General features: G+C 46.8%; 6 protein-coding genes. All 6 read right to left on the bottom strand.

The features are described 5' to 3' along the window. Window positions 1-47: 47 nt before the first annotated feature. The 6 genes from ABDV94_RS11485 to ABDV94_RS11460 all read right to left on the bottom strand — a co-directional run bounded on the left by ABDV94_RS11485 (window position 48) and on the right by ABDV94_RS11460 (window position 14,418). Window positions 48-3,449: a T9SS type A sorting domain-containing protein gene (locus tag ABDV94_RS11485; RefSeq protein ID WP_343747325.1), complete on the bottom strand. Its 3,402-nt coding sequence runs from the start codon at window positions 3,447-3,449 to the stop codon at window positions 48-50. Window positions 3,450-3,868: 419 nt separating this feature from the next. Further along, window positions 3,869-7,360: a T9SS type A sorting domain-containing protein gene (locus ABDV94_RS11480; protein ID WP_343747324.1), complete on the bottom strand. Its 3,492-nt coding sequence runs from the start codon at window positions 7,358-7,360 to the stop codon at window positions 3,869-3,871. A gap of 88 nt (window positions 7,361-7,448) precedes the next feature. Continuing rightward, complete coding sequence (locus tag ABDV94_RS11475; RefSeq protein ID WP_343747323.1) at window positions 7,449-9,833, bottom strand: T9SS type A sorting domain-containing protein; 2,385 nt, start codon at window positions 9,831-9,833, stop codon at window positions 7,449-7,451. 110 nt (window positions 9,834-9,943) lie between these two features. Further along, window positions 9,944-11,305 carry a DNA repair protein RadA gene (radA, locus tag ABDV94_RS11470; protein WP_343747322.1) on the bottom strand — a complete coding sequence of 454 codons (1,362 nt, stop codon included), beginning with the start codon at window positions 11,303-11,305 and terminating at the stop codon, window positions 9,944-9,946. Between the two features lie 167 nt (window positions 11,306-11,472). Beyond that, window positions 11,473-13,740, bottom strand: a complete 2,268-nt coding sequence (locus ABDV94_RS11465) for a T9SS type A sorting domain-containing protein (protein ID WP_343747321.1) — start codon at window positions 13,738-13,740, stop codon at window positions 11,473-11,475. Window positions 13,741-13,767: 27 nt separating this feature from the next. After that, the gene (locus tag ABDV94_RS11460; protein WP_343747320.1) at window positions 13,768-14,418 is read right to left on the bottom strand and encodes a thioredoxin family protein; all 651 of its coding nucleotides are present in this window, start codon (window positions 14,416-14,418) and stop codon (window positions 13,768-13,770) included. Between the last annotated feature and the right edge of the window lie 16 nt (window positions 14,419-14,434).

Here is a 14,434-nt window from a genome sequence, read left to right as displayed (position 1 = left end):
GAAATGTGACAAAAAAGGGAGCTTTTAACTCCCTTTTAACCGTTTCTTTATTTTTCTATCACAAACTTTTTCAACGTTTTAGCTCCTTGTGATCTCAGCTCAAGCTGATACATTCCGCCCGACAGTTTTCCACAGTCGATTTTAGTTTGTCCCGGAACCAGGGTTAAAACGGTAACCACTCTTCCTGTCTGATCCAGCACGCGTGCTTCGATCGTTTCACCGGAAGTATTGTCTGCGTACAGGTAGCTGTTTGCCGGATTCGGGTAGATATTGACCGCCTGATCAATTAACTCTGCAACAGCAGCTGTTGATTCATCATTGGTTGAAAAGCGGTTATCTCTGTTTGAACGCGTTGTGTTGAAATCCTGCGCCATTTTGGTGCTTGAACACGTGTTCGGTGCATCAACCGTTACCACATAGAACAACCCGATAGTGGAAGCCGGCTGATCGGTAAAGGTGTACAAGTTGCTCGGCATGGTTGCAATTTCTTCCCATCCGTTCGCAAACGTGTATCTTTTCAGCACGAAGTTCTGGTATGTAAATCCTTCGTAATTGTCCCAGAACAGGTTTTTGTCGTTTCCGAGTCCCTGCGTAACCACCAGGTGAATGGTTTTGTGATTCGCGCTCAAAGCAGATTCAACACCGCAGGAATTAACGGAGGAGATTTTGTATCTCCAGGAACGTACGTTCGGAGAAGCAACCGGATCACTGAAAACCGATTCGTCGGTGTAGTTAACAGATCCCACCAGCTGATATACACCTGCCTGTGACGTTTCACGGTAAATGTTGAAATGATCGATTCCTGTTGTGAATGGTTTTTCCCACACCACCAGGTTTTTGTTGGTTACTTCGTCGACCGTTACCAAACAAATGCTTACTGCATCCGGAAGTGCTGCTTCAACCGTTCCTCCAAGCACTGTGATACATCCGGAAGCTCCGGTGATGGAAACGGAATAATTTCCGGGAGCCAGGTTCGAAACGTTTGGTGTGGTTTCACCGTTGCTCCACTGGTAACTCTGCGGGTTTCCGGAAATGGCGTTCAATTGGATCTCCCCGTCATTGGAGCACGAAGAAGCAATAATCGTGTCGATAGCCACATTAGGTCCGGAAGTATTCGAAACCAAAGCTGTTGCTGTAAAGGTACAGTTATTTGCATCGGTAACCGTACAGGAGTAAGCTCCAGCTGTAATATCGGAAAGCGTTGCATTGCTGACATTCAGGTTTGTTCCTTGTGCATTTGCCCAGGAATAGCTGAAAGGAATTGTTCCGCCGTTGAAAGATGCCGTTACCTGACCGTCTGCCGTTGAACAGGAAGGACGTGTAATGGTCATCTGGTTCAGCATAATTTGCTGCGGTTCTGAAACAACATACGTTGCTGCGGAAACACAACCCTGACCATCTCTAATGGTTAAATCGTATGATCCGGCACTCAATCCGGAAAGGTCTTCCGTCGTTGCACCGTTTGACCAGGAATAAACTACCGGTGCAACACCACCGTTAGTTGTTACGTCGATGGACCCGTTAGCTGCGCCGGAACAGTTTACGGCAATAGCTGCGCCTGATTGAGACAGTCCGTTTGATCCGACCATGGAATTGGCAGTTGAAAGACAGCCGTTTGCGTCTGTTACGGAAACAACGTATTGCCCGGGAGCCAAATCATTGATGATCGTTTGTGTGGAACCGGAACTCCAGTAAATGGAATACGGAGCCTGTGCACTTGTAACGATCGCTGCTGCAGAACCATTGCTCTGATTACAATCGGAAGAGGTCGTGGTAACATTCACTACCGGAAGGGCATTTACCGTAAATGGCAACACCGCCGAACTGCTACATCCGTATTGATTTGTTTTCGAATACGTCATTGAAACTGCTGATGTGGAAGGATAAGAAGGGTAGAAGATGTTATTCTGAATTCCTGTTCCGGTCCAGCTTCCACCTGCAGGTGTAGCCCATGAGCTCAGGTTGATCTCATCCGCATTTTTACAGACGGCATTCACCGTATTGGTGAAAGCAATGTCCGGTTTGGGGTTCACCGTGATTGGAATCAGTGCTGTTCCGCAGGAAACCCCGTTGTCAAACAATTCGAATTGCAGGTCAACGATTGTCGGTGCACTCACATCGTTCGTATTGCTGATATTCAGAGAGAACGTTTGTGTTCCGGCTCCACCGATACTGATCTGGGAATTCGGAATCACCGCCGTATTGCTGGAAGTACACGTCATGGTCAGTCCCTGGTGGCTGAAATTCGGATCAGTCGTGTAGATGGAATTGCCGGAAGTATTGTTGAATGCTGCCATTTCACACATTGTGAAAAGGTCGTAGTTTCCGATACTTGCCAGTTGGTTGTATTCTTTGACGTAGCATTTTCCGCCATCAACATACCCAATCACGTAAATTCCGTTATATACTCTTGTTTCCAGAGAAGCCGCCGTTGCCGGCGCGAAAGCTGTTCCGGATGAAATGGTAGAAACAGTTGGTGCGGTAACATTGCTGATTTTCTTGAAGAAACAAGATGCCGCCGTTTTGTAGAAGACGTATGCATCGTTGTTGTATGTGTCGAAATCAAACTCACCCACACTGCTTCCGGTACTCAGAACCGTTTCCGTGTTCATTGCCGAGTTACTGTATGTGTTGAATTTCAGCGGATAGCCGGATGCCCCCGAAGCCCACATAAAACTGTAAGCCGATGAAGCGTTGTTGCGCTCAATTTGCAGCTTGGTGATATTATCGGACAACAAACCGGTTTCGAAGGTGTAATTCTGAGCGTATACTCCGGAAGTATTCGAAACATCCAGGTGAATGGTGCTTGTAACACCGGTTTGTCCGTGTACTACCGCTGAGTTTGTTCCGTCAGCGTACGCATTCAATCTGCCGGAAGCCGAAGAAAGCAGTGCGTATGAACTTCCGGTTCCGTAAAGACTCTGATTGGCTAAGTTCACCGTAATCACACGGTTGTAAGTAGAGGAAGAGCTGTATGGATTTTTGAAGGTCAAAAACCAGTTCGCTTGTGAGGTTCCGCGCAAAGAATAATCCGTGCTGTGGTCGATCTGGTTGTATGCGCCAAAACCACTTGTCTGGCTCGTCCATCCCGTACCGTCGAATTGATAAATCTCCAGCGCCTGAGTCGTTCCCTGGTAGAATGTTTTAGCGGCAAAAGCAGGATGAGTTTCATCCAGTACCACCAATTGAAGGTCGAAGACGTTCGCGTCACCGATCCCGGCATTTCCGATCAATTGCCACGTATTGTTTGAAGCATTCCATTGAACAACGGAAACCTTTTTGGAGTTATCTGCATCGATGTAAGCTGCGTATAGCTTTCCGTTCGGAGTAACCTGGATATCCACTTCTGTGGCATTGGCAATACCGGCGGAGTTTCCGATAAAATTCCAATCCTGGGAAAAGGAAAAAAGAGGAAGGAAAGCAACACACTGGAGCAGGAGCTTTTTCATGATTTTTTAGATATTTTGTTGTAGCCTCATAAAGAGGCGGCAAAGGTATTGAAATATCAAATAGCTGCTAACGAATAATATAGTCGGTGAAGGATTCCCAAAGCGGGATTTAAAATGTAAATGAGGCTTTTAGGAGTGTTTTTAGCGCCCTTTTGGCAGATATTTTCCAGGGTAAGTAATTGACAGCGAATTGATTTTGTTTTTTTGTACGGAATAAAATACCCTTGCTGAAAACCAAAGATAGAGAGATGCTAACGGCTCTTTATTTAATGTTTTTTATGATTACAATTGATTTTTATGCGATGTTAAATCGTTTTAGTTGGTTGGCTTCCAGTGGTTTCAAAGTGACGGGTTACCCCCTTAAATTAAAAAAGAGGGGCGCTTTGCCCCTCCTGAATGGAATTTCAAAAAACCGGAAATCAATATTTACTAATGCGTTTTACGACCCAGGAATCTCCCGAACGGATTTCCACCAGGTAGACGCCCGATTGAAGATCGTTCAATTGGATCGTTGTTTTGGATTCACTGCTTTTGAATTCGCGCACAAACTGCCCGGAAAGCGACGTGATGCGATATGTAATGGCTTCATGACCGCTTTGCTCAAAGATCACAATTCCTTGTGTTGGGTTCGGGTACATACTAATTTCGTTGAGGTAATTTTCGGAAATTCCGTTCGAAGAAGTTCCACCAACGCCTTCACCTGCAGAAAACTGTCCGCGCTCCCGGTTGGATCGCGTGGTATTGAAATCCTGTGCTTTTTCTGCCGTACAGGGACTGTTCAAGAGCATTTCAACATAATAATCGATTCCTGTTGACCCCGTCGGAGGTACATCGTTGTAAAAAGAAGTTCCCAAAGCAATGGAAGGACTCACCGGAATCCAGTCGATTTGATCTGTTTTCCTCCATACTACGTAACTGTTTACGTTCCCGGAACCTTCGTAATCGTCCCAAAGTACATCGATCGAACCATTGGATGTAACCGTAATCGTATTCAGGTGCAGCGTTTTGTGTTCAGAAGAAATCGGGCCTTCTGTGCCGCACTCATTCACTGCCGAAATTTTATAGCGCCAGGAACGGTTCATCGGGGAAGCAACCACGTCATTGAATGCAGAAAGATTGGTTGCCATCACGGTATCGATCAATTGATAATTTCCTGCCAGATCAGATTCCCGGTAGATGTTGTAGTGATTGATTCCGGACGTTTCCGTACGTTCCCACACCACGAGGTTCGTTGTCGTTAATGTGTCCACCGTAACCAAACAGATTGGTTGTACGAGCGGAGCAGTTGTTCCCACAACAAAAGTCTTTTGTGAGTAGCAGGGTTGGTTGTTAACCGGCCCGCTGATAGCCGTGATCGTGTAAGAGCCGGCATCCAGGTTGAAATTGCTTTGAGTACTTGCACCGTTCGACCAGGACCAGGAACTTGCAAGTGTTCCGCCATTCGGATCCTGCACAAAATCAACCGCAATCACCCCGTTGTTTTGGTTACAAGCCGTGTTGATAACGGTTCCTGCGATATCCACCGCAAAATGATCATCCAGCTGGTAGGTGAATTCCTTCACACAACTGTTTGCATCTGTTACTTTGAGCGTGTAGAAACCATGCCCGACACCGCTCAACGTAGCACCCGTTTGTCCCATCCCGACCCAATCCAGGGAAGGTGTTCCAACGGCATTGACTGTTGCAGTAACACTTCCGTTCGTACCACCGCAATCCGGCTCGATTCCCGTTAAGCTTGCTGTAATTGCCGCCGGTTGGGTAATGAGGTAAGATCCGGAAGCCTGACAACCGTTGTCATCCCAAACACTGATGGAATAACTTCCCGGAGCGAGGTTCGAAATAGTCGGTGTTCCGTAGCCGTTCGACCAGAGGAAGTGGTAGTTGTTCGGGTTGACGATATTGATGCTGATGGATCCGTTGTTTAATCCGTGGCATGAAACGTTTGCAATGGTTGGGGTAAGTGTAACGCCTGTTGCATCAACGGAAGTGGTTCCCGTAATGTGACAGTTGTATTCGTCTGTTACGTTGTAATAGTATGGCCCCGGAGCCAGGTTGGAAATCGTGGTGGTGTTTTCGCCTGTTGACCATTCGAGGTTGTATGTCGCCGAAGCTCCCGGAGTGAAGGTTACGGTAGCCGTACCGCTGGTGCTTCCGCAGGCGCTTGGAGTTGAAACAACTGCTGCAGAACCGAGTGCAGGAAAGAGCAAGGTAGCAGAAGCGTTGACAACACATCCGTCGATTTCATCCTGCACCGTAATCGTTCCGCCGGTAAAGCCCTGGGAAATGACCGTTCCGTCGATGGTTGTTCCGTTAATCGTGTTTCCGTTTATGGTGAAAACACCATGATCGTAATAGTTTACGTAGTTGCTCAGATTAATGAGATTGTCATTGGAACACAGATTCAACGGGTTGCTGCTGAAGTTCACAATCGGTGCGGAGATATTCCCCACCGAAACGCTTGGAAGCGTGATGCTGTTTGTGCTGTAACCATCGGAAAGGACAATCGAAATATCCGCGTTTCCTCCGGTAGTCCCAATATCTCCGTAAATGGCATATTTTGTAATGGCCGGTGAGGAACTGTTATCGAAATGGATGATCTGGGCAGTTAAATTGCTCACGACTCCGTTGGCATCCGTCATGCTGTAAATTCTCAAAGGCCCGTCGCGATTGTCATCGTAAAACACCAATGCATGAAACAACTGGTTGCTGCTGTTTTTACACGTTCCTGTATTGACGAGAACAGATGCCGGGTCGAGTTCCGGCTTCGTATTGAATACATTGGAATAGTAATATCCGTCGTTTTGATAATCAATGGCGAGGTGTTCTCCCGAAGCATCCAGGGCCAGCATCAATTGGTTGTTGACTCCTGCGGTTGGCGGTACTTGTATTCCCAGGGTGTCCCAATCTCCGGTAGACCAATCTTTGCGGAAAACAAACAAGTTTCCGAAAGTTCCGCTTCCTGCCGCAGCATAATTGGAAAGCAGGAAGGAATACGCTGCATTTTGGGTCACATCGAAATTCGTCGTGTCGATGTTGAATACGAGCGAAGGATCGGTTGTAGTACTCAAGGAAACATCATTGTTCCCGGAAAACGATTTTTCGTACGTAACCTGGTTCGCATAATTGCGCAGATAGAGTGTTGGTTCGTTTTGACCGTTCCCGACCAGGAAGAAATTTCCGCTGGTAAAATTGGTTCCGGAGCTGGTTTTCAGACGTCCGTCGTTGGCTCCTGAACTATTGTAATAGGACAAAGAGTAAGGGGTATTGATCGGGGCAACAGCAATGCGGTTATTCGATGTTCCTGAAACCCCGTAATAGATTGTCCCCGATGAAAACGAAAGAATGAGTTTCGCGGAGTATGCGGTGAACGAAGGATCCAGCTGTGTACCGATGAATGAGGGAATATCCCAGTTGGAGGTTGTGGTATTGAACGTACATATCTGCAGGGAACTGTTTTCCGAATACATCACGAGCAATGTATTCGACGTACCGTTTGACTTGAATTCCCAGTTCTGGGCCAAACCGCCGGTTGCGATCAGCGGACTGTAGACAGTGAGCTGATTTGTTGTAAAATCAAGCTGGTGCATATACAAACCGCTGGTTCCACCTGTGGCGATATACGCTTTGTTGTTCACAATTTCTGCCTGGATTTTGTCGATGCTTCCTACCAATGTGGTATTGGTTGCTACCCGTTTCCAGGTCTCGGTTTGAGGATTGTATACGGTCACCCGGAGGTAATAGTTGTTGGAATCCGTGAAATGATAGAGTTTACCGCCATACAATACGGATTTGATCTCAGTTCCGTAAGAGATATAGGGATCTGCCGGCATGTTGGACGACCAGTCGTATGTTTGTGCTTTTGAGCCGAATGTGACGACCAAAAGTACAAGGGTAAAAATGAGCTTTTTCATAAGCATCGAATTAAATAGTGATTGAAAAAATCAGTGTTCTGCACACTCGGAACACTGATTTTCGAAGTATTTTCTGCGGGCAACTTTGTTACAGCTTCACTACCCGTTTGATCATTTTAGTATCATTCATTCTCAACTCAAGGAGGTAGACACCTGAAGTCAGATTGCCCAAATCCAGCGTTGTGTTGTTTTGATTGCTTTCAGCAGTCTGCATCACCTGGCCCGACAGCGACAAAATGCTGTAGCTGATGCGTTCGTTTCCGTCCTGGATAAACACCAGTTTGTCAGACGTTGGGTTCGGGAAGAACTGAATGCTGTTCAGGTAATTTTCCGCAACGCTGTTGGAGGAATTTCCGGTTCCTTCTCCTGCGGCAAACTGCCCTCTCTCACGGTTAGACCGTACGGTATTGAAATCCTGTGCTTTTTCGGCAGAGCAAGGTGTTGAGAGTGCAAATTCCACCATGTAATCCAATCCCGGAGTGGCGTAATCTACCGCATCCGTAAAAGTCAGAATGTTATTCGGAACCGTTCCCGCCTGTTCCCAGCCGTTTGCAGTGGTATATCTCCACACAATGTATTCCGTGAAAGTTGTTCCCAGGTAGGCAGTCCAGTTTACCTGAACCGAGTTATTGCCCAAATCCAGCAAATCCAGGTGGATGGTGCGGTGTGGGTTGCTCAGCGGACTTTCGACACCACAGCTATTCACCGCGCCGATTTTGTAGCTCCAGGAACGTTCCATCGGTGATGCGATCACGTCGTTGAAAATCGAAATATTGTCTGCTCTGACCGTATCGATCAACACGTATTCTCCCTGCGTGGAAGTTTCGCGGTAAATGTTGTAGTAATCGATCCCCACAGGTTGAACTTTTTCCCAAACGACCAGGTTGGTGGTGGTAGAATCGTCTACGGTTATCACGCAAATATCTTGTCTGAGTGGTTTCACAACGGGAATATTCCATCCTTTCAATGCTTTACAGTTCGTATTTGCAATCAAAACCGTACACACATAGTTTGCTGCCGGAACATTCAATAAGTCTTCTGTCATTGCGCCATTCGACCAGGTAACGGATTGAACCGGATCTCCCGACCACGACCAGATATCCACGTAGATTTTTCCGTCACTTCCGCCACAGCTTGTGGGAATTACCGAACCACTGATGTCAGCTGAGTTGTTCTCACTCAGGTATACCGGTTTTACAGCCATGCAGTTATTGGCATCTTTTACGGTTGCGGAGTAAATTCCGAACGGAAGGCTCGAAACGATCATTCCGCTTGCGCCGTTCGACCAGGTAGTCGTGTATGGAGCAATTCCCCCGTTGATTCCCCAAACTTCCACTTCTCCGTCAGAAGCACCGCAGGCAGGACTCACATTCACTCCTGCCGAAAACGTCAGTTTTGCAGGTTGTGAAATGGTGATTGCCTTTGAAATTGCACAATTGTTGGCATCTGTGGCGTAAACCGTGTAGGTTCCTGCCGCTAAGCCTGAAACAGCTGTTCCCGTGTGACCGGAGCTCCAGATATAGCTTACCGGACTTGATAACCCGTTTTGGGAAATGGTAACTGCTCCGTTCGATTGGCCGTTGCAAAGCACATCGGTGACATTGCTTGTAATGGAAACCCCTACCGGATCAATGGAAAAGAAGGCAGTGGTTGAACAATGGTTCGTATCAGTGATAGAATAAACATACTGCCCCGATGCCAGACCGGTTGCAGTACTCTGTCCAATGATTCCGTTTGACCAGCTTTGAAGAGAAACCGGCGCTCCGCCACTTACCGTTGCTGTTGCCGTTCCGGTTGCCGCTCCACAGGTTGTCGGTGTTGTTGTAATGTTGATCGTCGGAGAAACAAAAATATTGATCGAAAGGTAATCGTATGCGTAGCAAATGCCATCTGAGGAATAAGAGTAATTCATATAAACCGTCCCGTCAGACGTGTAACCCTGTTCAATCGCGTTGAACTGACTGTTCGGATAAAGAATTCCGTCATTGTCAAAGGTTCCTCCCGCCGGACTCACAAACTGGTTCAGATCAACGGTTCCTTCACTGGTACAAATTTGCGGGTTATTCACAATGGAAATATCCGGTGTTTCGTGAACAGTAATTGCCGGAAGTGTGATGATGGCATTGTCAGTTCCGTCGGTGACCTGGAGCGTAATCACACAGGTTCCGGAAATCGTCGTCCCGTTCTGGGAATAGAGGTGTGTGTTGAGTGTTCCGGTTCCGGTAGTTGATCCTGCCGTCAGGGAGTTATCGGGGATAACAGCCTGGTTGGAAGAGGACATACTCAAAATGGTGATCACATCACCGTCCACATCGATGAGCTCGAAAGGCATGAACAAGTCAACCTGGGCAGTATAATTGGAACAAAGATTCGGATTCGCAATTGTTTGAGAAACATTCAGGGCAGGAGGCGTGTTTATTGCTAAGGATTTGAAACACAGCAATATCATACTTGCAACAGCAACTATTTTCATTCGTAGCGTTTTAATTCAGAGAGCCAAAATTAAGGAAACGTTTGTAATTGAATGTATTAGAATAAGTAAATTCCAAGTTAGAGTGTGTGGCTGACAAACTAGAGGTTATCTTATGCGAACAGCGCCTTGAGTACTTCATCGATCCGGGCACATGGAACCAGCTCGATTTTGAAGTTTGCCTGATCGATTCCCTTGTTGTATTTGGAGATGATAATTTTCTCAAAACCCAATTTTTCCGCCTCCCGGATGCGTTGTTCCATGCGGTTTACCGGGCGAATTTCTCCCGATAAGCCGACTTCTGCCGAGCAGCAAATAGAACGATCAATGGCGATGTCTGCATTGCTTGAAAGTACCGCTGCCACCACAGCCAGGTCGATTGCCGGATCATCCACACGGATTCCACCCGCGATATTCAAAAACACGTCTTTCGCTCCCAGTTTGAATCCGCAGCGTTTTTCCATTACTGCCAGGAGCATATTCAATCTTCTCAGGTCGAAACCGGTTGAAGAACGCTGAGGTGTTCCGTAAGCAGCTGTGCTTACCAATGCCTGTACTTCGATCAGCAAAGGCCGCAATCCTTCCAATGTAGCAGCGATCGCTACTCCGCTCAATCCGGTATCTCCGGAAGAAATCAGGATTTCGGAAGGGTTTTCGACCGTTCTCAGCCCGGAGCCGTTCATTTCGTAGATTCCAAGTTCATTGGTGCTTCCGAAACGGTTTTTGATCCCGCGGAGTAAACGGTAAACGTGGTGCTGATCCCCTTCGAATTGCAACACGGCATCCACCATGTGTTCAAGCACTTTCGGGCCGGCGAGCGAACCTTCTTTGGTAATGTGCCCGATCAAGAATACCGGAACTTCCGTCATTTTTGCATAGCGGAGCAATTGAGCCGTGCATTCCCGGATTTGGGAAATGCTTCCCGGGGCACTTTCAATCTGTGAGCTGAAAAGTGTTTGAATCGAGTCGACGATCAGCAATTGCGGGCTGGTTTCTTCAGCCTGTTTGAAAATATTCTGGATATTGGTTTCGGTCAGGATAAAACAAGATTCGTTTTTCTGCCCGATCCGCTCTGCCCGCATTTTGATCTGTTGTTCGCTTTCTTCGCCTGAAACATAGAGCACACGCAGGGACGTTTGAACGGCGAGTTGCAGCAAAAGCGTTGATTTCCCGATCCCGGGTTCTCCACCAAAAAGAATCAGTGATCCGGGAACTAAACCGTCTCCCAAAACGCGGTTGATCTCGCTGTCGGGTAATACGATTCTGCGCTGTCCGTTGGAAACGATTTCCTGCAATACCTGTGCCTTTGCCGTCCTTCCCGATGAGGTAGAGAAGGCAATCACCTGCGGAAGTTGTTTTTCAACTAATTCTTCGACAAAGGTGTTCCATTCACCGCAAGACGGGCATTTCCCCAGCCATTTTGGCGTTTCGTAACCACAATTTTGACAGAAAAATGCTGTTTTAACCTTTGCCATGAATGAAATTTAGATTCGAATTTAACAAGAAAAAATGATACTTCGGAGGCAGCATGAGCGGGAGATTCCAGCTTCCCCTGCTGGAGAGCTTGTCCCAACAAATTGAGGGGAGGAAAACAAAAAACCCCGACGTTATAGTCAGGGTTTCGCTATTCGTTGAATGAATTTTACTTCACGATGAAATTCTTTTGAGAAGTTCCTTCGCTGCTTGTCATCTGGATGAAATACATTCCTTTTGCCAGGTTTGATGCCGGAAGTGTAATGGTAGTCTCATCTGATTGAAGCGTTTGTACTGCTTGTCCGGTTGCATTCGTGATGATGATTGTTTTTGTTCCTGAAACAGGCGTTTCAATCGTCAGGTAATCACTTGCCGGGTTTGGATACAGTTTCCAGGAAGCTGTGTATTCTTTCAATCCTGCTGTTGAAACACAGAATGAATCACTGTGCGTATATCCGAAGTTTGCATTGCTTGAAGTCACCTGAGCCAATACCGTTCCGTTCTGAGCGGTGATGGTGTATGATCCGTTGGAACAGCTCCATCCCTGCAATCCGTCTCCGTAAGAGTCGTTGATGGTGAATTTGTAGCAAGCGTCGTTCACACAGAATGGAACGTTCACAGTGGTTGTTGTAGAAGTTTGAGTATACGGACCTCCGCTGAACAAGGTTGTTGTTCCTGTATTGTCCTGAAGTACCCATGAAATTTCATCTCCTGAACAATCCAGTGTCAGGTTCAGGGTGATTGTGCTTCCGTTTACAACTACGGTGAAGTTAGATGTAACGGTATCATTCTGCTGATTTTGATCCGCTGAAGCGTTCGGACTGGAAACAATTGCTTTGAACGTGTGGCTTCCGCCGCTCAATGTTGCTGTCGGCAAAGTAACCACGCTGGAAGCGTATTGTGTCAATGAACCTGTCCAGTTGTAAACCAAACCGGTTGTTCCGTCAAATCCGTAGTTGATGGTTGCAGAAGTCAGTGTAGAAGTTCCGGAATTTACAATTGTTACAGTCGGTGAAACTGATCCTGCACAAATGGTTCCTGAAACCCCTTGCGGGTTAGACATTGCAGCATCTAATGCAACTGCAGGTCCTGCCGGATCGTATCCGTCAACAATCGTTGCTCCGGTATTGTTCGGATCCAACCATGCTTTTAATTGGTTCGTGTTATCACTTCCGGTTGGATTCCATGAATTTGCCAAACGACCGTAGTAGTCAGCAGAATTCAGGCTGGAACAAGAAGCTCCACCTCCCCAAAGCTGACCGATAATGCGGTGATTCTGATCAAACAACGGCGAACCGGATGAACCTCCTTCTGTTGTCGTATTGCGATCCCAGTGCAGTGTCCAGGTAGAGTTTGCTTCAGTGGAACCCATTCCCTGTGAAATCACCAATGCATTGTCATCGAAAGAGATTTTCTTGATATCTCCTGCCGGGTGGTGGATACAAACTGCAGAACTTGGGATTGCTCCGGTATTGTCCCATCCGGAGAAATATGGGTTATAGCTTGCCGGAACGGTATTGTTTACCAATCCCCCGGTAATTTCTACCAAACAGAAATCGGAAGGAGTTCTGCGGGCACGCAAAACAGCTCCTGAAAGAGAGGAGAACGTAGGAGAACTGGATGGAGTAGTACATCCTGCTGCCTGCCAGTTGAAGCGGAAAATCCAGCTTGCCGGGTTGCTGTAGCAATGGTTTGCCGTCAGGACGTATGGTTTTCCGTCGTTTTGCGTGTTGTTGATCAGAGATCCGGAACAAAATCCGTTACTTCCTGAAACAAGCATCACGGCTCCGTTTCGCTGGTTTACCCATGGAGAACCGTCCGTACAGTTTACGTTCATGTTACAAGACCCGGAACTGTTGAATGCTTTTGCCGCGAATTCTCCTGCCGTGCGGTAACCGTGTGTTACGGTATTCACGTTCAGGGAAGCAAGCTGGCCCATGTTTTTTGCCGGAACGTAATATTCAACGATTGCCGTATTTCCCGGGATCAATTCCGTTCCAAGCTGCCCTTCATACAAGTGGTATGCAGTAAACTTTCCAAGAATGAATGATTTTTCCGGGTTGTATACGTACAGTTCGTTTCCTTCCGGAAGGACTACGTTGTCCAGCGTCAGGTTTACGGTTAGTGCATTCTGACAGGTAATGACCAATTGCCAGATGCGGTCTCCGTTCGGAAGGGTATTCCAGGTTCCGGAGTTGGTCATGTCGAGTGAAGTATGATGGTTGAATCCGAAGCGCCACGGAGCATTTCCTGTTTTATCCGTTACTTCGTCTTCGGCTCTCAGTGCCGCGATATCTGGCTCTGAGAAAGCATGTTTGTCAATTTGTTTCAGGGAATAAGACGCTTTGGTGCTTTTTGGAAGACCTCCGTCACCCTGTTGTGCAACTAACGAAAAGGAGAGCGTTAGTAAAGCACATGCAAGTAGTTTTTTTTTCATTTTGCGCTTTATTTTGTATGGGAGAGTTTACTTTTTTACTCGTTTAATACTACAACCTCTTGGTGGTGTGGAATTGGTTTTAATCTCCTGGCCTTTTACCTGGGCTTCGATCGCGTTTTTCAGGTAGTTATCATCTGAAGTGCGTTTTCCGTCTACTTTATTGTCGATTGCTCCGGTGTAGATCAACTCCATGTTTTCATTTACAAGGAATACATGTGGGGTTGTTCTCGCTCCGAATGCATCAGCCACTTCCGAATTTTTGTCCATCAGGTAGGGCATTGTGTATGCTTTGTCCAGTGCTCTTTTTTTCATTGCTTCCGGCGAATCGTCGTCTTTCCGTTTCGCTTCATTGGAATTGATCAATACCATTTTGAACCCGTTTGCTTCGGCAAATTTGTTCAGTTCGTTGTATTGTTTTTCCCAACCTTCGAAAGACTCGCTTCCAACTACGAAAGGGCAGGTATTACAAGAGAAAACGATCAATAAACCATTTTTCCCGGAAAGTGCTTCCAGGTTGAAGAGTTTCCCGTCAATGTTCTCCATCTGGTGCTGAATCATGGGAACCCGTTCACCCATCGGAAGTGTTTTTACCTCCGGATCCTGGGAAAATGAAAAAGTAGAAATGAAAATGGATAATCCCGCGAATGCGTTTTTAATTGTACTGGTGAATGACATCATTTTGGAGAATATAGTT

Origin of the sequence: Fluviicola sp. (assembly GCF_039596355.1) — a bacterium.
GTDB lineage: Bacteria > Bacteroidota > Bacteroidia > Flavobacteriales_D > Crocinitomicaceae > Fluviicola.
The sequence above is the reverse complement of the archived record's forward strand: the minus strand, read 5'-3'. Positions and strand labels throughout refer to the sequence as shown.

Excerpts from the sequence above, each read along its gene's own strand:
- ABDV94_RS11485 (WP_343747325.1), bottom strand. The coding sequence starts at position 3,449 with ATGAAAAAGCTCCTGCTCCAGTGTGTTGCTTTCCTTCCTCTTTTTTCC.
- ABDV94_RS11480 (WP_343747324.1), bottom strand. The coding sequence starts at position 7,360 with ATGAAAAAGCTCATTTTTACCCTTGTACTTTTGGTCGTCACATTCGGC.
- ABDV94_RS11475 (WP_343747323.1), bottom strand. The coding sequence starts at position 9,833 with ATGAAAATAGTTGCTGTTGCAAGTATGATATTGCTGTGTTTCAAATCC.
- radA (WP_343747322.1), bottom strand. The coding sequence starts at position 11,305 with ATGGCAAAGGTTAAAACAGCATTTTTCTGTCAAAATTGTGGTTACGAA.
- ABDV94_RS11465 (WP_343747321.1), bottom strand. The coding sequence starts at position 13,740 with ATGAAAAAAAAACTACTTGCATGTGCTTTACTAACGCTCTCCTTTTCG.
- ABDV94_RS11460 (WP_343747320.1), bottom strand. The coding sequence starts at position 14,418 with ATGATGTCATTCACCAGTACAATTAAAAACGCATTCGCGGGATTATCC.